Origin of the sequence: Streptococcus oralis, assembly GCF_023109005.1 — a bacterium.
In the GTDB taxonomy this organism is placed as follows: Bacteria; Bacillota; Bacilli; order Lactobacillales; family Streptococcaceae; genus Streptococcus; species Streptococcus oralis_BU.
This window is the reverse complement of the sequence record NZ_JALDTU010000008.1, coordinates 79,625-105,059: the sequence shown is the minus strand read 5'-3', so window position 1 is coordinate 105,059 and position 25,435 is coordinate 79,625. Positions and strand designations below refer to the sequence as shown.

General features: G+C 42.4%; 26 protein-coding genes. All 26 read left to right on the top strand.

The features are described 5' to 3' along the window. Positions 1 to 207: 207 nt before the first annotated feature. The 26 genes from M1F56_RS08435 to leuD all read left to right on the top strand — a co-directional run bounded on the left by M1F56_RS08435 (position 208) and on the right by leuD (position 25,426). Positions 208 to 549 carry a hypothetical protein gene (locus M1F56_RS08435; protein ID WP_247917431.1) on the top strand — a complete coding sequence of 114 codons (342 nt, stop codon included), beginning with the start codon at positions 208 to 210 and terminating at the stop codon, positions 547 to 549. Between the two features lie 122 nt (positions 550 to 671). Then, entirely contained in the window at positions 672 to 1,019 is a 348-nt protein-coding gene (locus tag M1F56_RS08430; RefSeq protein WP_247917430.1) for a hypothetical protein, read from the top strand. A gap of 124 nt (positions 1,020 to 1,143) precedes the next feature. Continuing rightward, the gene (locus tag M1F56_RS08425; protein ID WP_247917429.1) at positions 1,144 to 1,941 is read left to right on the top strand and encodes a formate/nitrite transporter family protein; all 798 of its coding nucleotides are present in this window, start codon (positions 1,144 to 1,146) and stop codon (positions 1,939 to 1,941) included. A 150-nt stretch (positions 1,942 to 2,091) separates the two neighbouring features. After that, entirely contained in the window at positions 2,092 to 3,372 is a 1,281-nt protein-coding gene (locus tag M1F56_RS08420) for an O-acetylhomoserine aminocarboxypropyltransferase/cysteine synthase family protein (protein WP_247917428.1), read from the top strand. Positions 3,373 to 3,467: 95 nt separating this feature from the next. Continuing rightward, positions 3,468 to 4,742, top strand: coding sequence for a DUF2130 domain-containing protein (locus M1F56_RS08415; protein WP_247917427.1), 1,275 nt, complete (start codon positions 3,468 to 3,470; stop codon positions 4,740 to 4,742). Between the two features lie 11 nt (positions 4,743 to 4,753). After that, positions 4,754 to 5,632 carry a tRNA pseudouridine(55) synthase TruB gene (gene truB / locus M1F56_RS08410; protein ID WP_247917426.1) on the top strand — a complete coding sequence of 293 codons (879 nt, stop codon included), beginning with the start codon at positions 4,754 to 4,756 and terminating at the stop codon, positions 5,630 to 5,632. Positions 5,633 to 5,743: 111 nt separating this feature from the next. Further along, positions 5,744 to 6,382, top strand: coding sequence for a uridine kinase (gene udk, locus M1F56_RS08405; protein ID WP_247917425.1), 639 nt, complete (start codon positions 5,744 to 5,746; stop codon positions 6,380 to 6,382). 128 nt (positions 6,383 to 6,510) lie between these two features. After that, a complete protein-coding gene (gene xseA, locus M1F56_RS08400) occupies positions 6,511 to 7,851 on the top strand; it encodes an exodeoxyribonuclease VII large subunit (RefSeq protein ID WP_070683989.1) in 1,341 nt (446 codons plus the stop codon). Further along, on the top strand, positions 7,829 to 8,041 hold the full coding sequence (locus M1F56_RS08395; RefSeq protein ID WP_057487718.1) for an exodeoxyribonuclease VII small subunit: 213 nt from the start codon (positions 7,829 to 7,831) through the stop codon (positions 8,039 to 8,041). The genes xseA and M1F56_RS08395 overlap by 23 nt, the downstream gene beginning before the upstream one ends. Continuing rightward, a complete protein-coding gene (locus M1F56_RS08390) occupies positions 8,038 to 8,913 on the top strand; it encodes a polyprenyl synthetase family protein (protein WP_247917424.1) in 876 nt (291 codons plus the stop codon). The genes M1F56_RS08395 and M1F56_RS08390 overlap by 4 nt, the downstream gene beginning before the upstream one ends. Next, entirely contained in the window at positions 8,906 to 9,721 is an 816-nt protein-coding gene (locus M1F56_RS08385) for a TlyA family RNA methyltransferase (protein WP_247917423.1), read from the top strand. The genes M1F56_RS08390 and M1F56_RS08385 overlap by 8 nt, the downstream gene beginning before the upstream one ends. Then, positions 9,714 to 10,145 (top strand): arginine repressor, encoded by a 432-nt coding sequence (locus tag M1F56_RS08380; RefSeq protein ID WP_001034391.1) that lies wholly within the window; start codon positions 9,714 to 9,716, stop codon positions 10,143 to 10,145. The genes M1F56_RS08385 and M1F56_RS08380 overlap by 8 nt, the downstream gene beginning before the upstream one ends. Positions 10,146 to 10,151: 6 nt before the next feature. Beyond that, positions 10,152 to 11,819: a DNA repair protein RecN gene (gene recN / locus M1F56_RS08375; RefSeq protein WP_247917422.1), complete on the top strand. Its 1,668-nt coding sequence runs from the start codon at positions 10,152 to 10,154 to the stop codon at positions 11,817 to 11,819. After that, positions 11,820 to 12,548, top strand: a complete 729-nt coding sequence (locus M1F56_RS08370; RefSeq protein WP_247917421.1) for a metallophosphoesterase family protein — start codon at positions 11,820 to 11,822, stop codon at positions 12,546 to 12,548. A 78-nt stretch (positions 12,549 to 12,626) separates the two neighbouring features. Then, complete coding sequence (gene lepA, locus M1F56_RS08365) at positions 12,627 to 14,450, top strand: translation elongation factor 4 (protein ID WP_247917420.1); 1,824 nt, start codon at positions 12,627 to 12,629, stop codon at positions 14,448 to 14,450. Between the two features lie 144 nt (positions 14,451 to 14,594). Further along, positions 14,595 to 15,218: a hypothetical protein gene (locus M1F56_RS08360; RefSeq protein ID WP_061588451.1), complete on the top strand. Its 624-nt coding sequence runs from the start codon at positions 14,595 to 14,597 to the stop codon at positions 15,216 to 15,218. An 83-nt stretch (positions 15,219 to 15,301) separates the two neighbouring features. Continuing rightward, a complete protein-coding gene (dprA, locus tag M1F56_RS08355; protein ID WP_061588237.1) occupies positions 15,302 to 16,150 on the top strand; it encodes a DNA-processing protein DprA in 849 nt (282 codons plus the stop codon). A gap of 116 nt (positions 16,151 to 16,266) precedes the next feature. Beyond that, on the top strand, positions 16,267 to 18,354 hold the full coding sequence (gene topA / locus M1F56_RS08350; RefSeq protein ID WP_247917419.1) for a type I DNA topoisomerase: 2,088 nt from the start codon (positions 16,267 to 16,269) through the stop codon (positions 18,352 to 18,354). A 106-nt stretch (positions 18,355 to 18,460) separates the two neighbouring features. Beyond that, positions 18,461 to 18,820 carry a YbaN family protein gene (locus tag M1F56_RS08345; protein WP_247917418.1) on the top strand — a complete coding sequence of 120 codons (360 nt, stop codon included), beginning with the start codon at positions 18,461 to 18,463 and terminating at the stop codon, positions 18,818 to 18,820. 92 nt (positions 18,821 to 18,912) lie between these two features. Beyond that, entirely contained in the window at positions 18,913 to 19,545 is a 633-nt protein-coding gene (locus M1F56_RS08340; RefSeq protein WP_235098531.1) for a copper homeostasis protein CutC, read from the top strand. 43 nt (positions 19,546 to 19,588) lie between these two features. Beyond that, positions 19,589 to 20,245, top strand: coding sequence for an MmcQ/YjbR family DNA-binding protein (locus M1F56_RS08335; protein WP_247917417.1), 657 nt, complete (start codon positions 19,589 to 19,591; stop codon positions 20,243 to 20,245). A gap of 314 nt (positions 20,246 to 20,559) precedes the next feature. Next, complete coding sequence (locus M1F56_RS08330; RefSeq protein WP_247917416.1) at positions 20,560 to 22,122, top strand: 2-isopropylmalate synthase; 1,563 nt, start codon at positions 20,560 to 20,562, stop codon at positions 22,120 to 22,122. A gap of 11 nt (positions 22,123 to 22,133) precedes the next feature. Further along, a complete protein-coding gene (gene leuB / locus M1F56_RS08325; protein ID WP_247917415.1) occupies positions 22,134 to 23,171 on the top strand; it encodes a 3-isopropylmalate dehydrogenase in 1,038 nt (345 codons plus the stop codon). Beyond that, positions 23,168 to 23,437 carry a DUF1294 domain-containing protein gene (locus M1F56_RS08320; RefSeq protein ID WP_247917414.1) on the top strand — a complete coding sequence of 90 codons (270 nt, stop codon included), beginning with the start codon at positions 23,168 to 23,170 and terminating at the stop codon, positions 23,435 to 23,437. The genes leuB and M1F56_RS08320 overlap by 4 nt, the downstream gene beginning before the upstream one ends. Before the next feature lie 3 nt (positions 23,438 to 23,440). Then, positions 23,441 to 24,823 carry a 3-isopropylmalate dehydratase large subunit gene (leuC, locus tag M1F56_RS08315; protein WP_247917413.1) on the top strand — a complete coding sequence of 461 codons (1,383 nt, stop codon included), beginning with the start codon at positions 23,441 to 23,443 and terminating at the stop codon, positions 24,821 to 24,823. A gap of 9 nt (positions 24,824 to 24,832) precedes the next feature. After that, positions 24,833 to 25,426, top strand: coding sequence for a 3-isopropylmalate dehydratase small subunit (gene leuD, locus M1F56_RS08310; protein WP_247917412.1), 594 nt, complete (start codon positions 24,833 to 24,835; stop codon positions 25,424 to 25,426). Positions 25,427 to 25,435: the final 9 nt, after the last annotated feature.

Genomic DNA, 25,435 nt, shown 5'->3' with positions numbered 1-25,435 from the left:
CAAAGAAGACATAACAAGTAGTTTTCCATTTGACAAGGACCTTCCTATGATATACTTGGGAGAAATTGCCAATATGGCTGGACACTGAATCTTCATAGGAAAATCGGGGGAAGTGTTATTTTGGATATCATATTTCACATTTTAGAGAACTAAGTGAAGATGAAATATAGGACTTTCGCAGTAGGAAAAATAGATGAAGAGTTGACAATGAATAATCAGATTGACTTGGTACTTCCAAACCTATACGCAGAATTCTTGAGTAAAATCGACAAAGCAGGAGAGTTGATAATAGAGAATACAGGTATCATCTTATACTCGAAGCTAGATTTTCTAGAAAGAAACTCCACCTACCAAATAGAAGAGTGGGAACCTGATTTTTTCCTGATTGGGCAAGATGGGGATGTCGCTTTTTTTATAAAGAAAGATTCTGACGACACTATTTATATGAATGATTTGGGGGCATTAGGTTCATTGGAAATGAAACCCATATCTTTGAATATTTTCGAGTTTGTGCAACAAGCGAGTGAACATTATGATGATATCTTCTAATCATTGCAAGTGTTGTTATTTTATCATACGCGTGTGTGGAAGACATTTTTATGAAATCATTTGAACATTTTGATTAATGTTACTAAATTTTTAGTAAATGATAATGATTTGGAGAGTGAACAATGAATTTTGATGAGAGTTTACAGCAATACACTTATGAGCATGAGGGAGTGACCTTTGTTTGGGACGAAGAGCCTGATTGTGACTTTATAGATAAAGCTGAACTGTTATCAAAAAATTATCAGGAGAATCTCAATAGAATTATCAACTTCATGCTAGCTGATCTTAAGGAAATGTATGGAGAAGTCAGCGAGGAAGATGTGAAGAACAAGCTGGGGACACCTATCATTGACTACAATCAAGGAACAGTTAGTTATTGTGAGCAAACCTTCGATGACTGGCACCTATTTGAGTTTGAATTTTTGGATGATCAATTTGAAACATTGAAATGTTTTTCTGTTAATGGGTAAAGGAGAGATTTATGGAATTCCCCAATGCATTGATTTTCTTTGTAGAAAACGTATACAAGAAAGGCTTTTCAAAATGCGTGCTTTATGTTATAATATTCACAAATAAAAGTTTTAGGAGTTTTTTATGGTCTCTTCAGAATTTATCTCAAAGATTGAATTTGCTTGCAAGAAGAAAGAAAGTCTTTATAGCCAAAGCAAGTTTAAGTATGCGATTTGTTCCATGTTTGCAGGTGCCTTTTTAACATTTAGTACAGCTGCAGGTGCAGTCGGGGCTGACTTGATTAATAAAATAGCGCCAGGTAGTGGACGTTTCCTCTTCCCATTCGTTTTTGCTTGGGGATTGGCTTACATTGTTTTCTTGAATGCTGAACTAGTAACTTCAAATATGATGTTTTTAACAGCTGGTAGTTTCTTGAAAAAAATCTCATGGAGAAAAACAGCTGAGATTTTACTATACTGTACCTTGTTCAATCTCATCGGAGCTTTGATAGCAGGTTGGGGCTTTGCCCACTCAGCAGCCTATGCAAATCTAACACATGATAGCTTCATTTCAGGGGTTGTAGAGATGAAGTTAGGTCGTTCCAACGAGTTAGTCCTACTTGAAGGTATTTTAGCCAATATCTTTGTAAACATTGCCATTCTTTCATTCGTTTTTGTGAAAGACGGTGGCGCCAAACTTTGGCTTGTCTTATCAGCGATTTACATGTTTGTATTCTTAACAAACGAACACATTGCTGCGAATTTTGCTTCTTTTGCGATTGTTAAGTTCAGTGTTGCAGCTGATTCTATTGCTAACTTTGACATACCTAATATTCTTCGACACTGGGGTGTAACCTTTGTCGGGAACTTTATCGGAGGAGGTCTCTTGATGGGCTTGCCTTACGCTTTCCTCAACAAAAACGAAGATACTTATGTCGATTAAAGAAATGAGCACGAGTTAATCGTGCTTTTTTGTTTGATGTGTATGACTAGTCATAGTTGTTCCTTATATCAAAATATAGAAAAACGGTATTGGAAAAGACTAGCCCAAGATGATACAATATCCGTAAAGAAGCTATTTGGAGGTCGTCTTATGACTCGTGATTTTAAATTTGAAACTCTACAATTACATGCTGGGCAAGTAGTTGATCCAGCAACTAAGTCTCGTGCAGTACCGATTTATCAAACAACATCCTTCGTTTTTGATGACACGCAGGAAGGTGCTGATTTATTTGCCTTGAGAAAACCAGGCAATATCTATACTCGTATCACCAATCCTACAACAGCAGCCTTTGAGGAAAGAATCGCTGCTCTTGAAGGTGGTGTTGGAGCACTAGCGACAGCATCAGGTATGGCTGCTGTAACCTACACTATTTTGGGGCTTGCTCACGCAGGTGACCATGTGGTGGCTGCGTCAACTATTTACGGTGGGACCTTCAATCTCTTGAAAGAAACACTTCCTCGTTATGGGATTACAACCACATTTGTAGATGTGGATAATTTGGAAGAAGTAGAAGCAGCTATCGGTGACAATACTAAGCTTGTCTTGATTGAAACCTTGGGCAATCCCTTGATTAACATTCCTGATTTGGAAAAATTGGCTGAGATTGCGCATAAACACCAGATTCCTCTCGTTTCAGACAACACTTTTGCCACACCATATTTGATTAACGTCTTCTCTCACGGTGTAGATATTTCCATTCACTCAGCAACTAAGTTTATCGGTGGGCATGGTACGACTATTGGTGGAGTGATTGTCGATAGTGGTCGTTTTGACTGGGAGGCTTCAGGGAAGTTCCCTCAATTTGTTGAGGAAGACCCAAGTTACCACAACTTGAGCTATACTCGTGATGTGGGTGCAGCAGCCTTTATTATCGCTGTTCGTGTTCAATTGCTCCGTGATACAGGTGCGGCCTTGTCACCATTTAACGCCTTTCTCTTGCTCCAAGGGCTTGAAACTCTCTCTCTTCGTGTCGAACGCCATGTGCAAAATGCAGAGAAAATTGTTGATTTCCTTGTAAATCATCCTAAGGTAGAGAAGGTAAATTATCCAAAACTAGCTGACAGTCCATATCATGCCTTGGCTGAGAAATATTTGCCAAAAGGTGTTGGTTCAATCTTTACCTTCCATGTTAAAGGCGGAGAGGCAGAAGCTCGCAAGGTAATTGATAATTTGGAAATCTTCTCTGACCTTGCAAACGTGGCAGATGCCAAATCTCTTGTTGTCCATCCTGCGACAACCACTCACGGTCAGTTGTCAGAAAAAGATCTAGAAGCAGCAGGTGTAACACCAAACCAAATCCGCTTGTCTATCGGTCTTGAAAATGTAGAGGATTTGATTGAAGATTTGCGCTTGGCCTTGGAAAAAATTTAAAGAAAAAGAAGATAAACAGTGGGTTTCGACTCGCTGTTTTTGATTTTCCCTCAGGCATGATATAATGGTTACAGAAGTCTAGAAAGAGGAAGGTTATGAACGAAATCAAATGCCCCAACTGTGGGGAAGTCTTTACAGTAAATGAAAGTCAGTATGCCGAACTTTTATCCCAAGTGAGAACAGCTGAGTTTGATAAGGAATTACACGATCGAATGAAGCAGGAGCTGGCCTTGGCTGAGCAAAAGGCCATGAATGAGCAACAGACTAAACTGGCTCAGAAGGATCAAGAAATCGCGCAACTGCAGAGTCAAATCCAAAACTTTGATACAGAGAAAGAGTTAGCCAAGAAAGAGGTTGAACAGTCAAGTCATGAGGCCTTATTAGCAAAGGACAAGGAAGTACAGGCCTTGGAAAACCAACTGGCCACCTTGCGTTTGGAGCATGAAAATCAACTGCAAAAGACCCTCTCTGACTTAGAAAAAGAACGGGATCAGGTCAAAAATCAGCTCCTCTTGCAAGAAAAGGAAAATGAGTTATCTTTGGCTTCTGTTAAGCAAAATTACGAAGCCCAGCTTAAGGCTGCTAGTGAACAAGTCGAATTTTACAAGAATTTCAAGGCCCAACAATCCACAAAAGCAATCGGGGAAAGCCTGGAACAGTATGCAGAGAGTGAGTTTAACAAGGTTCGTAGTTTTGCCTTTCCAAATGCCTACTTTGAGAAGGATAACAAGGTCTCTGCGCGTGGGTCTAAAGGGGACTTTATCTTTCGAGAACGTGATGAAAATGGAGTGGAAATTATTTCCATCATGTTTGAGATGAAAAATGAAGCAGATGGAACGGAGAAGAAGCACAAGAACGCGGATTTCTATAAGGAATTGGATAAGGACCGTCGTGAGAAGAACTGTGAGTATGCCGTTTTGGTGACTATGTTAGAAGCAGATAATGACTACTTTAACACAGGAATTGTTGACGTCAGTCACGAGTATGAAAAGATGTATGTGGTCCGTCCTCAATTCTTTATTCAGTTGATTGGGCTCTTGCGTAATGCAGCGCTTAATTCCCTAAAATACAAACAAGAATTGGCCTTGGTTCGGGAGCAGAATATTGATATCACGCATTTTGAGGAAGATTTGGACGCCTTTAAACTAGCCTTTGCCAAGAACTACAAATCAGCTTCGACCAATTTTGGTAAAGCTATTGATGAAATCGACAAGGCTATTAAGCGTATGGAAGAGGTCAAAAAGTTCCTAACCACGTCTGAAAACCAACTCCGCCTCGCTAATAACAAGCTGGAAGATGTTTCGGTTAAAAAATTGACCCGAAAAAATCCAACTATGAAAGCGAAATTTGAAGCGCTGAAGGGGGAGTGAGAAAGCAACACATGAACGGTATTATCAACTTAAGAAAAGAAGCAGGGATGACCTCGCATGATGCGGTTTTTAAACTGCGTAAGATTTTGGGAACCAAGAAGATTGGTCATGGTGGGACCTTGGATCCGGATGTGGTGGGTGTTTTGCCGATTGCGGTTGGTAAGGCGACCCGCATGGTCGAGTTCATGCAGGATGAGGGTAAGGTCTATGAGGGGGAGATCACTCTTGGTTATTCAACGACGACTGAGGATGCCAGTGGAGAAGTGGTTGCAGAGACCCCTGTTTTGTCGCCCTTGGATGAAACCACTGTCGATAAAGCGATTGCAAGTCTGACTGGGCCTATTACTCAGATTCCGCCTATGTATTCGGCTGTCAAGGTTAATGGTCGCAAGCTCTATGAGTATGCGCGTGCAGGTCAGGAAGTGGAGCGTCCAGAACGTCAGGTGACTATTTATCAATTTGAGAGGACGAGTTCGATTTCTTATGAGGATCACCTCGCACGTTTTACCTTTCGTGTAAAATGCAGTAAGGGGACTTATATCCGTACCTTGTCTGTTGACTTGGGAGAGAAGCTGGGTTATGCGGCCCATATGTCCCATTTGACTCGGACGAGTGCAGCAGGTTTACAGTTAGAAGATGCCTTGACTTTGAATGAAATTGCTGCAAAAGTGGAGGCCGGTCAACTGGACTTTCTCCATCCTCTTGAAATTGGAATAGGGGACCTTGTCAAAGTTTTCCTAAGTCCAGAAGAGGCTACAGAAGTGCGCTTTGGTCGTTTTATTGAGTTAGACCAAACAAACAAAGAATTGGCTGCCTTTGAAGGTGATAAATTGCTTGCCATTTTAGAAAAAAGGGACAATTTCTACAAACCAAGAAAGGTTTTTGGCTAGTCTAACTGGAGTATGGGGATGGATTTGTTTCCCCTAGACTATCCAAATCAGACTATAAATTTTGCAAAAAATGTGATAGAATAGACGACGGATAAAAAAACGGAGGATAGCATGCAAAATAGACCAATCATTATCGGAGTGACAGGTGGTTCTGGTGGTGGTAAAACCAGTGTTTCAAGAGCCATTTTATCGCATTTTCCTGATGAAAAGATTTCCATGATTGAGCATGATTCATACTACAAGGATCAGTCTCACTTGACTTTTGAAGAGCGTGTCAAAACCAACTATGACCATCCATTTGCCTTTGATACAGACTTGATGATCGAGCAGATTAAGGAATTGTTGGCAGGACGTCCGGTGGACATTCCAACTTATGACTATACAGAGCATACGCGGAGTAGCAAGACCTATCGTCAGGAGCCTCAGGATGTCTTTATCGTTGAGGGGATTCTGGTCTTGGAGGATAAGCGCCTGCGCGATTTGATGGATATCAAGATTTTTGTGGATACAGATGATGATGTGCGTATTATTCGTCGGATCAAGCGTGATATGGAAGAGCGTGGACGTAGCCTTGGCAGTGTCATTGATCAGTACTTAGGTGTGGTCAAACCTATGTACCACCAGTTTATCGAGCCGACCAAACGGTATGCCGATATCGTCATTCCTGAAGGGGTCAGCAATACCGTTGCTATCGACCTTTTGACCACCAAAATTGCAAAGATTTTGGAAGAAGCACGAAACAGCAAATAATCAGATGAGGAGGCCTAGCCTCCTTTTTCTATTTTTCCTTTAGTTTCAGTAGGAAAAAGGTGATTTTTAAGCATGTTTTTGGTATAATAATACCCGTGGAAAAGCAAGAAAATGAATAGTAGGTGGAGATGGAAAAGTATTTATCGGTAACAACTTTGACCAAGTATCTGAAAATGAAATTCGATAAAGACCCTTACTTGGAACGGGTCTATTTAACTGGTCAAGTTTCCAACTTTCGTAAACGACCTACTCACCAATATTTCTCCTTAAAAGATGATCATGCAGTTATTCAAGCGACCATCTGGTCTGGGATTTATCAAAAATTAGGTTTCGACCTCGAAGAGGGAATGAAAATCAATGTGATTGGGCGTGTGCAGGTCTATGAACCCAGCGGGAGCTACTCTATCATCATTGAAAAAGCTGAGCCTGATGGGGTTGGGGCGCTAGCGATTCAGTTTGAACAACTTAAGAAAAAATTGACGGAAGAAGGTCTATTTCAAGAGAGATTCAAGCAACCTCTTCCCCAGTTTGCTAAGCGAATTGGAGTGGTGACCAGTCGTAGTGGAGCCGTTATTCGAGATATCATCACGACCGTCAGCAGACGTTTTCCTGGTGTTGATATCCTTCTCTATCCGACCAAGGTACAAGGTGATGGAGCAGCGGAGGAAATTGCTCGAAATATTGCGCGTGCCAATCAACGTGAGGGCCTAGATGTTCTCATCATTGGTCGTGGTGGTGGTTCCATCGAGGATCTCTGGGCCTTTAACGAAGAGATTGTGGTACGAGCTATTTTTGAATCCCGTTTGCCCATCATCTCTAGTGTTGGTCATGAGACAGATGTGACCTTGGCAGACTTTGTGGCTGATCGTCGTGCTGCGACGCCAACAGCTGCAGCTGAACTGGCAACACCTGTAACAAAGTTGGATCTCTTGACCCATTTGCAAAATCAAGAAAAACGGATGGCGACAGCAGTTCAGAATGTCTTGTCAAAGAAAAAAGAAGCTTTGAAAAAATGCAGTCAGTCAATCATCTTTAGACAGCCAGAGCGCTTGTATGACGGCTATTTGCAACGGTTGGACCAACTGCAACTGCGTTTAAAACAAAGTTTGCGAACACGGATTTCTGATAACAAACAGCTAGTGCAAGCAAGGACGCATCAACTAGTCCAATTATCACCTATAACCAAAATCCAGCGTTATCAAGACCGTCTAGGTCAGTTGGACAAGCTCCTACGTAGCCAAATGGCGCTTGTTTATGATGCCAAAGTCGCTGAAGTCAAGCGACTTTCAGAAGCCTTACTGATGTTGGATACCAGTCGAATCGTGGCGCGTGGTTATGCAATTGTCAAAAAAGAAGAGTCAGTAGTAGATTCGGTTGAGATGTTGAATAAAAAAGACCAAGTGACGCTTTTGATGCGAGATGGTCAAGTAGAATTAGAGGTTAAAGATGTCAAAACAAAAGAAATTTGAGGAAAATCTAGCAGAACTGGAGACCATTGTCCAAAGTTTAGAAAATGGTGAAATCGCTCTGGAAGATGCAATTGCGGCCTTTCAAAAGGGCATGGTCTTGTCAAAAGAGCTCCAAGCGACGCTGGACAAGGCTGAAAAGACCTTGGTCAAGGTAATGCAAGAAGACGAAACAGAAAGTGATTTTGAATGAAGAAGCAAGAAAAATTAGCTCTTGTCGAGTCTGCCTTGGAAGTTTTTTATGGAGACCAGCAGTTTGCTTCTAGTTTACGAGAGTCTGTTCTCTATTCCATTCATGCTGGTGGCAAGCGTATTCGGCCTTTTCTCTTGTTAGAGGTTTTGGAAGCCTTGCATGTTGCTATTAGACCAGCACACGCGCAGGTGGCTGCGGCCTTGGAAATGATTCATACAGGGAGCTTGATTCACGATGATCTTCCAGCCATGGATGATGATGATTATCGTCGGGGGCGTTTGACCAATCATAAGAAATTTGGCGAAGCTATGGCAATATTGGCAGGTGATGCCTTGTTCCTAGATCCCTATGCCTTGATAGCGCAGGCAGATTTGCCAAGTCAGATCAAGGTGGATTTGATTGCCAACTTATCCCTTGCTTCAGGAAGTCTAGGCATGGTAGCAGGTCAGGTTTTAGATATGGAAGGCGAACACCAGCATTTGTCCTTGGAAGAACTCCAGACCATTCATGACAATAAAACTGGAAAATTACTAGCCTATCCTTTCCAAGCCGCCGCTATCATAGCTGAATTAGCACCAGAAATCCAAGCAAAATTGGAAACTGTTGGTGAATTGATTGGGCTGGCCTTTCAAGTTCGAGATGATGTGCTGGATGTGACAGCTAGTTTTGAGGAAATCGGTAAGACACCGCAAAAGGATTTGCAGGCAGAAAAGTCGACCTACCCAGCCTTGTTGGGATTGGAGGAGGCTATAGCCTTTTGTAACCAAACTCTTGATCAAGCCGAGGCTAAATTAGAAGAAATCGCCCAGGAAGTCAGCTTTGAAAAAGAGCCGATTGTGAAAGTAGTAGAAAGTTTGAGAATCAATGGCTAAGGAAAGAGTGGATGTACTAGCTTATAAACAGGGCTTGTTTGAAACGCGAGAACAGGCCAAGCGCGGTGTCATGGCAGGTCTAGTCGTAGCTGTCCTTAATGGAGAACGCTTTGACAAACCAGGAGAAAAAATCCCAGATGATACTGAACTAAAACTCAAGGGTGAAAAACTCAAGTATGTCAGTAGAGGTGGTCTAAAACTAGAGAAGGCCTTGCAGGTCTTTGATTTATCAGTGGATGGAGCAACCACGATTGATATTGGGGCTTCCACTGGAGGATTTACTGACGTCATGTTGCAAAATGGTGCTGAGTTGGTCTTTGCAGTCGATGTCGGTACCAATCAGTTGGCTTGGAAATTACGCCAAGACCCGCGGGTTGTCAGCATGGAGCAGTTTAATTTCCGCTATGCTGAAAAGACTGATTTTGAGCAGGAACCGAGCTTTGCCAGTATTGATGTGAGTTTCATTTCCCTCAGTCTGATTTTACCTGCCTTGCACCGTGTCTTGGCAGATCAAGGGCAGGTGGTGGCTCTGGTTAAGCCCCAGTTTGAAGCAGGTCGTGAGCAGATTGGAAAGAATGGAATCATTCGCGATGCCAAGGTTCATCAAACTGTCCTTGAATCTGTCACTGCTATGGCAGTTGAGCAAAGTTTTTCAGTGCTTGGATTAGACTATTCACCAATCCAAGGTGGACATGGAAACATCGAATTTCTGGCATATTTGAAAAAGGAAGAGGGAGCAAGTAACCAAGTTGCTCCTGAAATAGAAAAAGTTGTAGAGAGAGCACATAGAGAATTTAAAGATGAATAAAAAAGAGAGACTTGAAAAAATTAGAAGATTTGTTACGGATTATCAAATCGGGACTCAGGAAGAAATTGTCGAGCATTTGAAGGAAGCAGGTATTTCTGCTACGCAAGCCACTGTCTCAAGGGACATCAAAGAGCTTGGGATTGTTAAAATTCCTTTGAAGAATAATACCTATATCTATGAATTGCCAAAATCAATTGTTAAGAGTTTGCAGTTGGCTGAGGACAATATTGTGAGTTCTGAGTTAATGGGAAATATGATCAACCTTTCTGTCATTCCTGGAAATACTATTTTTGTGAAGAGTCAGTTGGTTGAAGCATTCTCTGAACAGATTTTTAGCTGTCTAGCTGATGATGATTCTATCTTAATTGTAGCTAGAACAGCAGAGGCAGCTGAAGAAATTGTTGAACAAGTCAAAAAATGGTAGGTCAGTATGTTACTTGAAATTTCGATAAAAAACTTTGCCATTATTGAGGCGATTTCCCTCAATTTTGAAAAGGGTATGACTGTTTTGACCGGGGAAACGGGTGCTGGAAAGTCTATCATTATCGACGCTATGAATCTCATGTTGGGGGCTCGTGCAACGACAGACGTTATTCGTCACGGTGCTCCTAAGGCAGAGATTGAGGGGCTTTTCTCGGTTGAAAACAGTCGCCTTTTACAGGAACTTTTTGATGAGCAAGGTTTAGAATTGGGAGATGAGATTATCATCCGCCGGGAAATTTTGCAAAATGGTCGTAGTGTTAGTCGCGTGAATGGTCAGATGGTCAATCTTTCCGTCTTGCGTGCCATTGGGCAACACCTTGTGGATATCCATGGTCAGCATGACCAAGAGGAGTTAATGCGTCCTCAACTGCACATTCAGATGTTGGATGAGTTTGGTGATGCTGCTTTCTTGGAGTTGAAGGAGACCTATCAGACGAGCTTTGATGCCTATCGCAAAATGCGCAAGCAGGTTCTGGAAGTCAAGAAAAACCAGCAGGAACACAAGGCACGTATCGAAATGTTGGAATTTCAAATGGCAGAGATTGAGGCTGCAAACTTGCAGGCTGGTGAAGACTTGGCTCTCAACCAAGAACGAGATAAACTCCTCAATCATAAAAATATTGCGGATACGCTGACCAATGCCTACAGTATGCTGGACAATGAGGAATTCTCCAGTCTTGCTAATGTCCGTTCAGCCATGAATGACATGGAAAGTGTTGAAGAATACGATCCTGAATACCGTGAAATTTCAAGTTCTTTATCAGATACCTACTATGTTTTAGAAGATATTACCAAGCGTTTAGAAGATATTATTGAGGACTTGGATTTTGATGGCAATCGCCTCATGCAGGTTGAAAATCGCCTAGATCTTCTGAATACTATTACCCGCAAGTATGGTGGAACTGTGGACGACGTTTTGCTTTATTTTGCCAAGATTACGGATGAGTACAATCTCTTGACTGGAAATAACCTTTCTTCCGAAGATATGGAAGCAGAGCTCAAGAAATTGGAAGTTAATCTTGTCGATTTGGCAGGGCAACTTGCATCAGCTCGTCATGACTTGGCCCAGCAACTCGAAGCCGAGATTAAGCAAGAACTTCAGGACCTCTATATGGAGAAGGCACAGTTCCAGGTTCGCTTCAGCAAGGGCAAATTTAGTCGTGAGGGGAATGAAATGGTCGAATTTTACATTTCCACCAACCCTGGTGAAGACTTTAAGCCTTTGGTTAAGGTTGCGTCTGGTGGGGAATTATCCCGTCTCATGCTAGCTATCAAGTCAGCCTTTTCTCGTAAGGAAGGAAAGACCAGTATTGTCTTTGATGAGGTGGATACGGGAGTTTCAGGTCGTGTAGCCCAGGCCATTGCGCAAAAGATTCATAAGATTGGTCAGCATGGCCAAGTCTTAGCAATCTCTCACTTACCTCAAGTAATTGCGATCGCGGATTATCAATTCTTTATTGAGAAGATTAGCGATGAGCATTCAACTGTTTCCACAGTTCGTTTGCTTACCCTTGAAGAACGAGTAGAGGAAGTAGCTAAGATGTTGGCTGGGGAAAATGTAACCGAAGCTGCCCTTACCCAAGCCAGAGAATTATTGCAAACGAGGATGAAATAAATGACAGACTATTATGTAATTGGAGATATTCACGGGAAAGCAGGTATGTTAGAAGATCTGCTCAAAACCTGGGATGGTCAAACTCAGTTGCTCTTTCTAGGGGATTTGATTGACCGTGGTGAAGACAGTCGCCGTGTTCTAGAAATGGTCAAGGATTTGGTCGACAATCATGGAGCTATCTGTCTATCAGGAAACCATGAGTATATGTTTCTGACTTGGCTCGATGATCCAGAAGAAAGCTATGACCATTATCGTCGCAATGGTGGAGATACAACTATTAACTCAATCCTAGGTCGTCCCTTGGATGCACCAGTTGATGGCGTAGAAGATGCCAAGCGCGTTGCGACTGAAGCAGCAGACTTGGTCGAATTTATTCGTCAAATGCCATTTGTAGTAGAGACAGACAAGTATATCTTTGTTCATGCGGGTATTGACTTGACCTTGGATGATTGGCATGAAACAACAGATTACAAGAAAGTCTGGCTCAGAAAGCCATTCCACGAAGCCGAAAATCATACTGGGAAAACCATTGTCTTTGGGCATACACCAGTTTATGGCTTACTGAAGCAAGACCGAGGTACAGCTGAGCTTTGGATAACAGAGGATGGCAAGATTGGCATGGATGGAGGAGCTGTCTATGGTGGTGTCCTTCATGGGATCGTCTTTACAGACCAAGGAATGACAGAACACCACTTTATCGAAAATGATGGCTTTATTGCCGAAGATTAGTACTCCTAGCAGGGTATGGTCTTGTCAAAATGTTAAAAACAATTTATAATTAATAGATACCCTGAAAGGAAGAGCATCATGAACTTAGAAGATTTGAAAAAACGACAGGAGAAGATTCGGAACTTCTCTATTATCGCCCATATTGACCATGGGAAATCAACCCTGGCGGACCGCATTTTGGAAAAGACGGAGACGGTTTCTAGTCGTGAAATGCAAGCCCAGCTTCTGGATAGTATGGACCTAGAACGGGAACGTGGGATTACCATTAAACTTAATGCCATTGAGCTGAACTACACTGCTAAAGATGGGGAAACCTATATTTTCCACTTGATTGACACGCCTGGGCACGTGGACTTTACCTATGAAGTGTCGCGTTCGCTAGCTGCCTGTGAAGGGGCGATTTTGGTGGTCGATGCCGCCCAAGGGATTGAGGCTCAAACTCTTGCTAATGTTTATCTTGCATTGGAAAATGATTTAGAAATCCTTCCAGTTATTAACAAGATTGACCTACCAGCAGCCGATCCTGAGCGCGTTCGTACGGAGATTGAGGATGTCATTGGACTGGATGCCAGTGAAGCAGTTTTGGCTTCTGCCAAGGCTGGTATTGGTATCGAAGAAATCCTCGAGCAAATCGTGGAAAAAGTCCCAGCCCCAACGGGTGATGTGACGGCGCCCCTCAAGGCCTTGATTTTCGACTCTGTCTACGATGCTTACCGTGGGGTTATTCTACAAGTTCGTGTCATGGATGGGGTAGTCAAACCTGGCGATAAGATTCAGCTCATGAGCAATGGCAAAACCTTTGATGTGACTGAGGTCGGAATTTTTACACCCAAAGCAGTAGGACGTGATTTCCTAGCGACAGGTGACGTTGGTTATATTGCGGCTTCTATCAAGACAGTTCAAGACACTCGTGTGGGTGATACAGTTACCTTGGCAACCAATCCTGCGGCAGAGCCATTACATGGCTACAAGCAGATGAATCCTATGGTCTTTGCAGGACTTTACCCAATCGAGTCAAATAAATACAATGACCTTCGTGAAGCCCTAGAAAAATTGCAGCTCAACGATGCCAGTCTGCAGTTTGAACCAGAAACATCGCAGGCGCTGGGATTTGGTTTCCGTTGTGGATTCCTTGGACTTCTCCATATGGATGTTATCCAAGAGCGTTTGGAGCGTGAGTTCAATATTGACCTCATCATGACAGCTCCATCTGTTATCTATAAGGTTAACCAAACTGACGGTGAGTCTATGGATGTCTCTAACCCATCAGAGTTTCCAGATCCAACCAAGATTGCGACTATTGAAGAACCGTATGTTAAGGCGCAAATCATGGTACCACAGGAGTTTGTTGGGGCAGTAATGGAATTGGCTCAACGCAAACGTGGGGACTTTGTGACCATGGACTATATTGATGACAATCGTGTCAATGTTATCTACCAAATCCCACTTGCTGAAATCGTCTTTGACTTCTTTGATAAGCTTAAGTCTTCGACGCGTGGTTATGCAAGCTTTGACTATGAATTGTCAGAGTACCGTCCATCTAAACTGGTCAAAATGGATATCCTTCTCAATGGTGATAAGGTGGATGCCCTCAGCTTTATCGTTCATAAGGACTTTGCCTACGAACGTGGGAAACTCATCGTTGATAAGCTCAAGAAAATCATCCCTCGTCAACAATTTGAGGTTCCAATTCAAGCAGCAATCGGGCACAAGATTGTGGCTCGTACGGATATCAAGGCCCTTCGTAAGAACGTACTTGCCAAGTGTTACGGTGGTGACGTTTCTCGTAAACGCAAACTCCTTGAAAAACAAAAAGCTGGTAAGAAACGCATGAAAGCTATCGGATCAGTAGAAGTCCCACAAGAAGCCTTCCTCAGCGTCTTGAGTATGGATGAAGAATAGAAATAAAAAACAAAACTCTTGAAGATTTTTCAAGAGTTTTTGCTTTAAATGTGAGCAATAAAATCGGAAACTAACAGAATCAATTAGGTCAGAATTTGACAGAAGTTCTTATTTTTCTTATAATGCAGATGGAGAGGTGGTATGATGAAAAAATTATTGATTTTAGGTACTGTAGTTACTGTTAGTGCTTTTTTAGCTTCATGCTCCAATAAGTCGCAAACAGCAACCGAAGAAAGTTCGACTGTGGTTGTTAGTTCTTCTAGCAGTCAGGAAACGAGTAGCTCTAGTTCTGCTGTTTCTGAAGCGAAAAAGGAAGAGACACAAATCATCGGTTCGAATGAATATGGATTTGTCAAGGTACCCAAATCATGGGTTCGATTCCATGAAGTAGAAGGTGGAAATGATATACAGTATTGTGATGGAACAGATATCAACATTGTTACGCTGAATACCTTCAAGGCTGAGCAATTTAATATCAGCGAAGAAGAATATGCTAAATTGGATGTTGTGACTGTCTCTGCTAGTATTTTAACTTCCAAAGAACAAAGCTCTGATTTCAGTAAGGTTTGGGGCTCCAAATCGACCATTGGAGGTTATGAAGCCTATGTTGTCAATGCAATTGCTAAGTCAGGGAAATACCTCGTTACCTGGGTTTTCCGATCAAATGATGGTAAAATCCGCTATGTTTCACTTGAAGGGGATGGGGAAACTTTAAAAACAATCTTACCGATGGTTGAAAGTAGCTGGTCAACTACTAAAGCTGAATAAATGAAAAAAAGAAGATCCTTGGTCTTCTTTTTATTTTTTTTTTACGAATAGATAGATGAGTAGAAAAAGAAATGGAGTTGCATATGAAGATCACAAACTATGAGATTTACAAATTGAGAAAAGCTGGGCTGAGCAATCAACAAATTTTAACAGTTCTTGAATACGATGAGACTGTAGATCAGGAGCTCTTGCTAGGTGATATTGCAGAAATATCTGGGTGTCGTAATCCTGCTGTCTTTATGGAACGCTATTTCCAGATAGATGATGCACAGTTGGAGAAGGAGTTTCAGAAATTTCCATCCTTTTCTATTCTTGATGACTGTTATCCTTGGGATCTGAGTGAGATTTATGATGCTCCAGTGCTCTTGTTTTATAAAGGAAATCTGGACTTGTTAAAGTTTCCAAAGGTTGCTGTTGTAGGGAGTCGTTCATGTTCTAGTCAGGGAGCAAAGTCGGTTCAGAGAGTCATCCAAGGTTTGGAAAACGAGTTAATTGTGGTCAGTGGTTTAGCCAAAGGGATTGATACGGCTGCCCATATGGCTGCACTCCAGAATGGAGGAAGAACAATTGCTGTCATTGGAACAGGATTGGATGTTTTTTATCCACGTGCCAATAAACGCTTGCAGGAGTACATTGGAAATCATCATCTGGTATTAAGCGAGTACGGTCCAGGTGAAGAACCCTTGAAATTTCACTTTCCAGCCCGTAATCGTATCATTGCAGGATTGTGTCGTGGAGTTATTGTAGCAGAGGCAAGGATGCGTTCTGGTAGTCTTATTACTTGTGAGCGAGCTATGGAGGAAGGTCGTGATGTCTTTGCCATTCCGGGAAACATTTTAGATGGTCATTCAGATGGCTGTCACCACCTGATTCAAGAGGGAGCAAAACTGATCACAAGTGGTCAAGATGTGTTGGCTGAGTTTGAATTTTAAGGAGAAATGGATTATTCAGATAAACTTTTCTTCTATATATAGGATTTAAGTCTTGACAGCTATAGAAAAATGGTTTACACTTTATAAAGTTTATTACTTTGAAAAGGTGTGATAGTGTGGCTACGGCAACAAAGAAGAAAAAATCAACAGTTAAAAAAAATCTAGTCATCGTAGAGTCGCCTGCTAAGGCGAAAACGATTGAGAAATATTTAGGTAGAAACTACAAGGTTCTAGCCAGTGTCGGGCATATCCGTGATTTGAAAAAATCCAGTATGTCAGTCGACATTGAAAATAACTATGAACCGCAGTATATCAATATCCGAGGAAAAGGTCCTCTCATCAATGATCTGAAAAAAGAAGCCAAAAAGGCCAATAAAGTCTTTCTGGCGAGTGACCCGGACCGTGAAGGAGAAGCAATTTCCTGGCATTTGGCTCACATTCTCAACTTGGACGAGAATGATGCCAACCGTGTAGTCTTTAATGAAATCACCAAGGACGCGGTAAAAAATGCCTTTAAAGAACCTCGCAAGATTGATATGGACTTGGTCGACGCCCAACAAGCTCGTCGAGTCTTAGACCGCTTGGTAGGGTATTCGATTTCGCCTATTTTGTGGAAAAAGGTCAAGAAGGGCTTATCAGCAGGACGCGTGCAGTCGGTTGCACTTAAGCTCATCATTGACCGTGAAAATGAAATCAATGCCTTCCAACCGGAAGAATACTGGACAATTGATGGTGTCTTTAAGAAGGGTACCAAGCAATTTCAGGCTTCTTTCTATGGTATGAATGGCAAAAAGATGAAATTGACCACCAATGAAGAAGTCAAAGAAGTCTTGTCCCATTTGACTAGTAAAGATTTCACAGTAGACCAGGTAGATAAGAAAGAACGCAAACGCAATGCGCCCCTACCTTATACAACTTCAACCATGCAGATGGATGCTGCTAACAAAATTAATTTCCGTACTCGAAAGACTATGATGGTGGCCCAACAGCTCTATGAAGGGATCAATATCGGATCAGGCGTGCAAGGTTTGATTACCTATATGCGTACAGACTCGACTCGTATCAGTCCTGTGGCTCAGAACGAAGCGGCAAGCTACATTAACGACCGTTTTGGTAGCAAGTATACCAAGCATGGTAGCAGGGTCAAGAATGCCTCAGGTGCTCAAGATGCCCACGAAGCCATTCGTCCATCTAGTGTCTTTAACACACCTGAAAGCATCGCTAAGTACTTGGACAAAGACCAGTTCAAGCTCTATACCCTTATCTGGAACCGTTTTGTGGCCAGCCAGATGACAGGCGCTATCTTTGATACCATGGCTGTTAAGATCTCTCAAAATGGGGTACAGTTTGCGGCAAATGGTAGCCAAGTTAAGTTTGATGGGTATCTTGCTATTTACAATGACTCTGACAAGAACAAGATGTTGCCAGATATGGCAGTAGGAGGTGTGGTCAAGCAGGTCAATAGCAAGCCAGAGCAACATTTCACTCAACCACCTGCTCGCTATTCGGAAGCGACACTGATCAAGACCTTGGAGGAAAATGGAGTTGGACGTCCGTCAACCTACGCTCCGACAATTGAAACCATCCAAAAACGCTACTATGTTCGTCTGGCAGCTAAACGCTTTGAACCAACAGAGTTGGGTGAAATTGTTAATAAACTCATTGTTGAATATTTCCCAGATATCGTAAATGTGACCTTCACAGCTGAGATGGAAGGAAAACTGGATGATGTTGAAGTTGGAAAAGAGCAGTGGCAACGTGTCATTGATGAATTTTATAAACCATTCTCTAAAGAAGTGGCCAAGGCTGAATCCGAAATGGAAAAAATCCAGATCAAGGATGAGCCAGCTGGATTTGACTGTGAAGTTTGTGGTAGCCCGATGGTGATTAAGCTAGGACGTTTTGGTAAATTCTATGCTTGTAGTAATTTCCCAGACTGCCGTCACACACAAGCGATTGTCAAAGAGATTGGAGTCGAGTGTCCGAGCTGTCATCAAGGACAAATCATCGAACGCAAAACCAAGCGCAATCGTGTCTTCTATGGTTGCAATCGCTATCCAGAATGTGAGTTTACTTCCTGGGACAAACCAATTGGCCGTGACTGTCCAAAATGCGGACACTTCCTTGTGGAGAAAAAAGTCCGTGGTGGTGGCAAGCAGGTTGTATGTAGTAATGGCGACTACGAAGAAGAGAAAATTAAATAAAATGCAGAGCCCTGAAAATGAATTTCAGGCTCTTTTTTGTTGATGCTTGACAAATTTCCCCCTTGTATGCGAAACTAGAGGAAGAGTAATTTATCTAGGAGAAATCATGCGTATCATTTATCTCAGTATTGGCTTTATTTCACTGGCTTTAGCTGTTATTGGAGTTGTCTTACCACTTTTACCAACAACCCCCTTTCTTTTGTTAGCTGTCGCTTGCTTTTCAAAATCTTCTAAGCGTTTTGAAGATTGGCTTTATCATACAAAGCTTTATCAGACTTATGTAGCTGACTTTCGGGAAACCAAGTCAATCGCGCGAGAACGAAAGAAAAAAATCATCGTATCTATCTATATCTTGATGGGGATTTCTATTTATTTTGCCCCTCTTTTAGCAGTCAAAATTGGTCTGGGAGCCTTGACTGTCTTTATCACCTACTATCTTTTTAAAGTCATTCCTGACAAAGAATAGTTAAAATAGTAGTAATTTGCCTTGATAAAAATGAAAGCATATTTAAAATAATATGATATAATAAATTTAAAGAAAACATCAAGGAGAATCAAATGATTTACGAATTTTGTGCTGAAAATGTGACCTTGCTTGAAAAAGCGATACAGGCTGGAGCTCGTCGAATCGAACTTTGTGACAATCTAGCAGTAGGAGGAACAACACCTAGCTATGGAGTGACCAAGGCAGCGGTTGAACTGGCAGCTAACTACGATACGACCATTATGACCATGATTCGTCCCCGTGGTGGCGACTTTGTCTATACTGATCTTGAAATAGCAATCATGCTAGAAGACATTCGTTTGACTGCTCAGACTGGAAGTCAAGGGGTTGTTTTTGGAGCATTAACTGCTGATAAAAAGTTGGATAAGGCTAATCTTGAGAAGTTGATTGTCGCATCTAAAGGAATGGAAATTGTCTTTCACATGGCCTTTGATGAATTGAGTGATGAAGACCAGTTGGAAGCCATTGACTGGCTCAGCCAAGCTGGTGTCACTCGTATCTTAACTCGTGCTGGTGTGTCTGGAGACTCGCTAGAAGAACGTTTTGCCCATTATCACAGAATTTTGGAACATGCTAAAGGTAAAATTGAAATTTTACCAGGTGGAGGGATTGACCTTGACAACCGTCAAGCCTTTATCGACCAGCTGGGTGTGACACAATTGCATGGAACCAAGGTTGTCTTTTAAAAAATAGAAAGGAACTGCTAGCTTTTGGTAGCAGTTTTCACTTATGTTTGAAATTTTTAAATCCTATCAGTTTAATAAAGAAAAAGCCCATGCCTATGGTTTTGTAGAAAGTGGGGAAGTCTGGACCTATAGTTGCCAGATTTTGCAGGGTGACTTTTTCATGACAGTTTCTATCACTCCGGATAATGTGAGCTTTCAGGTCTTTGACCAGGAAACGGGTGACCTCTATCCTCAAGTACATATGGAAAGTATGCGGGGAAGTTTTGTCGGAAGTGTCCGTGAGGCTTGTTTGGAGATTCTTTACCAGATTCGGAAGGCTTGTTTTGATGTGCAGGATTTTATCTGCCCTCAGACTAAGCGTATCATGGCTCAGGTTCAGGAAGATTATGGGAATCAGCTGGAGTATCTGTGGGAAAAATCACCTGATGCTGCTGTATTGCGCCATGAAGGCAATCAAAAGTGGTATGCTGTTTTGATGAGAATTCCGTGGGATAAGTTAGATAAGGGGAGAGAAGGGCTAGTGGAAGCAGTCAACCTCAAACACGACCAAGTGGCTGACTTGCTTTCGCAAAAGGGAATTTACCCAGCCTTTCATATGAACAAACGCTACTGGCTTAGTCTGACACTTGATGATACTTTGTCAGATGAAATGGTACTGAAATTGATGGAAAGAAGTTGGAACCTAACCGTGAAAAAATAGGGAAATTTACTTGAGATTTTAAATACTTTCAATTAGCAAAATATTCTTTACTGAAGAAATTTTCAGAAAATAATGGATTTTTTCTTGACAAGTGATTTTTCCTATGCTAGAATACTAAACAAGATATCAAACGAAGGAGAAAGTCAAACATGAAAACAGCTAAGTTTAATCAATTTGCTTTGTTGTTGAGGTACTCGGGCTAGTGCAAAAGCATTAGTCCTGTTTGGCTTACCAAGCGGGAGTAAATCAACATCTCGCTTGGGTTTCTGAGCGAGATGTTTTTTTAAAACCATATTTGGAAAAGGGGAAAACTTATGCGAACAGTTGAATTTCTAGATACCAGCCTTCGGGATGGAGAGCAGACGCCGGGTGTTAATTTTTCAATCAAGGAAAAGGTTGCCATTGCAAGACAGCTGGAGAAATGGGGGATTTCGGCTATCGAAGCTGGTTTTCCGGCTGCTAGCCCAGACTCATTTAAGGCAGTTCAGGAGATTGCTAAAGTCTTGAAGAAAACAGCGGTGACAGCTTTGGCACGTTCGGTCAAGTCTGATATAGATGCTTGTTACGAGGCGCTCAAGGATGCCAAGTATCCTCAGGTTCACGTCTTTATCGCGACCAGTCCGATTCACCGCAAGTATAAGCTCAATAAGAGCAAGGAAGAGATTTTAGAAGCTATTAAGGAGCATGTTTCTTACGCACGTTCTAAGTTTGAAATCGTCGAATTCTCTCCTGAAGATGCGACTAGAACAGAGTTGGATTTCCTCTTGCAAGTCGTTCAAACAGCAGTGGACGCTGGGGCAACTTATATCAATATCCCTGACACGGTTGGCTTTACGACTCCAGAAGAGTTTGCACGCATCTTTGATCACTTGACCGAAAATATTAAATCAGATCATAAAGTTGTCTTTGGTGTCCACTGTCACGATGATCTCGGTATGGCAACTGCAAATACTTTGACAGCAATTAAACACGGTGCTGGACGTGTCCAGGGAACTATTAATGGTATCGGTGAACGCGCAGGTAATGTTGCTCTTGAAGAAGTAGCTGTTGCTTTGAAGATTCGTGAGGATTTCTTCCAAGCAACTAGTGATATTGTTTTGGATGAAACAATGAATACGTCAGAAATGGTTTCTCGCTTCTCTGGTATTCCAGTTCCTAAAAATAAGGCCGTCGTTGGTGGCAATGCCTTTTCTCATGAATCGGGTATTCACCAAGATGGAGTCCTTAAAAATCCTCTTACTTATGAGATCATCACACCTGAATTGGTCGGTGTCAAGAGTAACAGTCTTCCGCTTGGTAAATTGTCAGGTCGCCATGCCTTTGTTGAAAAACTAAGAGAATTGGCCCTAGATTTTACAGAAGAGGATATCAAACCACTCTTTGCTAAGTTCAAGGCACTAGCGGACAAGAAACAAGAAATCACAGATGCAGATATTCGAGCTCTGGTAGCTGGAACCATGGTTGAAAATCCAGAAGGCTTCCACTTTGATGATTTACAACTTCAAACCCATGCAGATAATGACATTGAAGCGCTTGTTAGTCTGGCTAATATGGATGGTGAGAAAGTCGAATTCAATGCGACAGGGCAAGGTTCCGTTGAAGCTATCTTCAACGCCATCGACAAGTTCTTCAATCAATCTGTTCGCTTGGTGTCCTATACCATCGATGCGGTAACAGATGGAATCGATGCCCAAGCTCGGGTTTTGGTCACTGTTGAAAACAGAGATACAGAAACCATCTTTAATGCAGCAGGTCTCGATTTCGATGTGTTGAAAGCTTCGGCTATTGCTTATATCAATGCCAATACTTTTGTTCAAAAAGAGAATGCTGGTGAGATGGGGCACAGCGTTTCCTACCGAGACATGCCTAGTGTGTAAAGGAGAAGGCTATGACAAAGAAAATAGTAGCTCTAGCAGGGGATGGAATCGGTCCAGAAATTATGGAAGCTGGTTTAGTGGTTCTGGAAGCTCTAGCTTCAAAAACAGGTTTTGACTATGAGATTGACAGATGCCCCTTTGGTGGTGCAGGTATTGATGCTGCGGGGCATCCCTTACCTGATGAAACCCTCAAGGCATGTAGAGAAGCAGATGCTATTCTCCTAGCGGCTATCGGTAGTCCCCAGTATGATGGGGCAGCGATTCGCCCTGAACAAGGTTTGCTGGCTCTTCGTAAGGAACTCAATCTCTATGCCAATATTCGCCCTGTTAAGATTTTTGATAGTCTCAAGCATTTGTCACCTCTCAAACCCGAACGAATTGCTGGTGTAGACTTTGTCGTGGTGCGTGAGTTGACAGGTGGGATTTACTTTGGGGATCATATCCTTGAAGAGCGCAAAGCGCGTGATATCAACGACTACAGCTATGAAGAAGTGGAGCGTATTATTCGCAAAGCCTTTGAAATTGCAAGAAGTCGCAGAAAAATCGTTACTAGTATCGATAAGCAAAATGTTCTAGCGACATCAAAACTCTGGCGCAGAGTGGCTGAGGAGGTTGCGCAAGATTTTCCAGATGTGACCTTGGAACACCAGTTGGTGGACTCAGCTGCCATGCTTATGATTACCAATCTTGCTAAATTTGATGTCATCGTGACAGAAAATCTTTTCGGAGATATCTTATCTGATGAATCAAGCGTTCTATCTGGCACACTTGGAGTCATGCCATCGGCTAGTCATTCTGAAAAGGGGCTAAGTCTCTATGAACCCATTCACGGTTCGGCACCTGATATCGCAGGTCAGGGAATTGCCAATCCTATTTCCATGATTTTATCAGTAGCCATGATGTTGAGAGATAGTTTTGGACGTTTTGAGGATGCAGAGCGTATCGAGCATGCTGTAGAAGCCAGTTTGGCAGCAGGAATTTTAACGAGAGATATAGGAGGAAAGGCTTCTACCAAGGAAATGACGGAAGCTATTATTGCAAGGTTATGAAGTTAGATGAAAAAATTACTCTAGTTCTTTTGATTTGGAATGTCATGGTTTTCTTGATTTATGGCATTGACAAATCCAAGGCAAGGAGAGGTGCTTGGCGCATCCCAGAGAAAATTCTCTTGACTATAGCACTTGTCTGTGGTGGATTTGGCGCTTGGTTAGCAGGAATCACCTTTCACCACAAGACTCGAAAATGGTATTTTAAAACGGTTTGGTTCCTTGGGATGGTAACCACACTAGTAGCCCTATATTTCATTTGGAGGTAATTGATGGCAGGAAAATCGATTTTTGATAAATTATGGGAACGCCATGTCATCACAGGAGAAGAGGGGCAGCCCCAACTCATGTATGTGGATCAACACTATATTCACGAGGTGACCAGTCCTCAGGCTTTTCAAGGATTGCGAGATGCAGGACGCAGATTGAGACGACCAGACTTGACATTTGGAACCTTTGACCACAATGTCCCGACGGTTAATATCTACGATATTCGAGATGTGATTTCCAAGGCTCAAATTGATAAACTTGTTGAAAATGTTGAGGAGTTTGGGATTGAACATGCTGCCCACGGTTCTGAAAAGCAGGGAATCGTTCACATGGTAGGTCCAGAAACAGGACGGACCCAACCAGGAAAATTCATCGTTTGTGGAGACAGTCACACAGCTACTCACGGAGCTTTCGGAGCTATCGCCTTTGGGATTGGGACCAGTGAGGTCGAGCATGTCTTTGCTACCCAGACACTCTGGCAAGTTAAACCCAAGAAAATGTTGGTAGAATTCACTGGTGTTCCTCAAAAAGGAGTTTATTCCAAGGATTACATTCTCGCCTTGATTGCCAAGTACGGCGTTGCTTGTGGTGTAGGCTATGTGGTGGAATATCGTGGAGAAGCCATTGATGCTCTGACCATGGAAGAGCGAATGACCATCTGCAATATGTCCATCGAGTTTGGCTCTAAGATGGGGATCATGAATCCAGATCAGACCACCTATGATTATTTAAAGGGACGGGAATGTGTTCCCGAAGCTTTTGAGGAGGCTGTGGCGGATTGGAAAACCCTAGTTAGCGATGACGATGCTGTTTATGATAAGGTTATCCAGATGGATGTCTCAGACTTGGCTCCTATGGTGACTTGGGGAACCAATCCTGCTATGGGCGTTGACTTTGACAGTAGCTTCCCAGAAATTAAGGATATGAATGATGAGCGAGCTTATCATTACATGGACTTGGAGCCTGGTCAAAAGCCGGCAGATATTGAACTGGGCTATATCTTTATTGGTTCGTGCACCAATGCTCGTCTCAGTGACTTGCAACTGGCTGCTCGATTTGTCAAAGGAAAGAAAATAGCTCCCAATCTAACAGCAATCGTAGTACCAGGCTCTCGTCCTGTTAAACGAGCTGCTGAGAAGTTGGGCTTGGACAAGGTTTTCCTTGATGCTGGCTTTGAGTGGCGAGACCCAGGTTGCTCTATGTGCCTAGGGATGAATCCAGACAAGGTACCTGATGGGGTTCACTGTGCCTCAACCAGTAATCGCAACTTTGAAGATAGACAGGGATTTGGCGCTAAAACCCATCTCTGCAGTCCAGCCATGGCAGCTGCAGCGGCTATCGCAGGGCGCTTCGTAGATGTTCGGCAGATGCCAGAAGCCCAGTAAGGAGAGGATATGGAGAAATTTACAGTTTATACGGGAACGACCGTTCCTCTTATGAATGATAACATTGATACAGACCAAATCCTCCCCAAGCAGTTTCTCAAGTTGATTGATAAGAAAGGCTTTGGTAAGTACCTCATGTATGCTTGGCGTTATCTAGACGATAAGTATACTGAGGATCCAGACTTTGTTTTTAACCGACCTGAATACCGCAAAGCCAGTATTCTCATCTCAGGGGATAACTTTGGGGCAGGTTCTTCGAGAGAACACGCAGCTTGGGCTCTAGCCGACTATGGTTTTAAGGTTGTGATTGCAGGATCTTTCGGAGACATTCATTACAATAATGAACTCAATAATGGCATGTTGCCCATTGTCCAGCCTAAGGAGGTTAGAGAAAAGCTAGCCCAACTCAAACCGACCGACCAGGTAACTGTAGACTTGGAAAAACAGAAAATCATCTCACCAGTTGGAGAATTCACTTTTGAAATCGATAGTGAATGGAAACACAAGCTCTTAAATGGTTTGGATGATATCGGTATTACCTTGCAGTATGAAGATTTGATTGCTGCTTATGAAAAACAACGCCCAGCCTACTGGCAGGATTAGGAAAAATAG

Excerpts from the sequence above, each read along its gene's own strand:
- M1F56_RS08345 (WP_247917418.1), top strand. The coding sequence starts at position 18,461 with ATGCGTATCATTTATCTCAGTATTGGCTTTATTTCACTGGCTTTAGCT.
- leuB (WP_247917415.1), top strand. The coding sequence starts at position 22,134 with ATGACAAAGAAAATAGTAGCTCTAGCAGGGGATGGAATCGGTCCAGAA.
- lepA (WP_247917420.1), top strand. The coding sequence starts at position 12,627 with ATGAACTTAGAAGATTTGAAAAAACGACAGGAGAAGATTCGGAACTTC.
- M1F56_RS08335 (WP_247917417.1), top strand. The coding sequence starts at position 19,589 with ATGTTTGAAATTTTTAAATCCTATCAGTTTAATAAAGAAAAAGCCCAT.
- M1F56_RS08430 (WP_247917430.1), top strand. The coding sequence starts at position 672 with ATGAATTTTGATGAGAGTTTACAGCAATACACTTATGAGCATGAGGGA.
- M1F56_RS08395 (WP_057487718.1), top strand. The coding sequence starts at position 7,829 with ATGTCAAAACAAAAGAAATTTGAGGAAAATCTAGCAGAACTGGAGACC.
- truB (WP_247917426.1), top strand. The coding sequence starts at position 4,754 with ATGAACGGTATTATCAACTTAAGAAAAGAAGCAGGGATGACCTCGCAT.
- M1F56_RS08320 (WP_247917414.1), top strand. The coding sequence starts at position 23,168 with ATGAAGTTAGATGAAAAAATTACTCTAGTTCTTTTGATTTGGAATGTC.
- M1F56_RS08415 (WP_247917427.1), top strand. The coding sequence starts at position 3,468 with ATGAACGAAATCAAATGCCCCAACTGTGGGGAAGTCTTTACAGTAAAT.
- M1F56_RS08370 (WP_247917421.1), top strand. The coding sequence starts at position 11,820 with ATGACAGACTATTATGTAATTGGAGATATTCACGGGAAAGCAGGTATG.
- M1F56_RS08420 (WP_247917428.1), top strand. The coding sequence starts at position 2,092 with ATGACTCGTGATTTTAAATTTGAAACTCTACAATTACATGCTGGGCAA.
- leuC (WP_247917413.1), top strand. The coding sequence starts at position 23,441 with ATGGCAGGAAAATCGATTTTTGATAAATTATGGGAACGCCATGTCATC.
- M1F56_RS08390 (WP_247917424.1), top strand. The coding sequence starts at position 8,038 with ATGAAGAAGCAAGAAAAATTAGCTCTTGTCGAGTCTGCCTTGGAAGTT.
- recN (WP_247917422.1), top strand. The coding sequence starts at position 10,152 with ATGTTACTTGAAATTTCGATAAAAAACTTTGCCATTATTGAGGCGATT.
- M1F56_RS08330 (WP_247917416.1), top strand. The coding sequence starts at position 20,560 with ATGCGAACAGTTGAATTTCTAGATACCAGCCTTCGGGATGGAGAGCAG.
- M1F56_RS08340 (WP_235098531.1), top strand. The coding sequence starts at position 18,913 with ATGATTTACGAATTTTGTGCTGAAAATGTGACCTTGCTTGAAAAAGCG.
- M1F56_RS08425 (WP_247917429.1), top strand. The coding sequence starts at position 1,144 with ATGGTCTCTTCAGAATTTATCTCAAAGATTGAATTTGCTTGCAAGAAG.
- udk (WP_247917425.1), top strand. The coding sequence starts at position 5,744 with ATGCAAAATAGACCAATCATTATCGGAGTGACAGGTGGTTCTGGTGGT.
- dprA (WP_061588237.1), top strand. The coding sequence starts at position 15,302 with ATGAAGATCACAAACTATGAGATTTACAAATTGAGAAAAGCTGGGCTG.
- leuD (WP_247917412.1), top strand. The coding sequence starts at position 24,833 with ATGGAGAAATTTACAGTTTATACGGGAACGACCGTTCCTCTTATGAAT.
- xseA (WP_070683989.1), top strand. The coding sequence starts at position 6,511 with ATGGAAAAGTATTTATCGGTAACAACTTTGACCAAGTATCTGAAAATG.
- M1F56_RS08380 (WP_001034391.1), top strand. The coding sequence starts at position 9,714 with ATGAATAAAAAAGAGAGACTTGAAAAAATTAGAAGATTTGTTACGGAT.
- M1F56_RS08385 (WP_247917423.1), top strand. The coding sequence starts at position 8,906 with ATGGCTAAGGAAAGAGTGGATGTACTAGCTTATAAACAGGGCTTGTTT.
- M1F56_RS08360 (WP_061588451.1), top strand. The coding sequence starts at position 14,595 with ATGAAAAAATTATTGATTTTAGGTACTGTAGTTACTGTTAGTGCTTTT.
- M1F56_RS08435 (WP_247917431.1), top strand. The coding sequence starts at position 208 with ATGAATAATCAGATTGACTTGGTACTTCCAAACCTATACGCAGAATTC.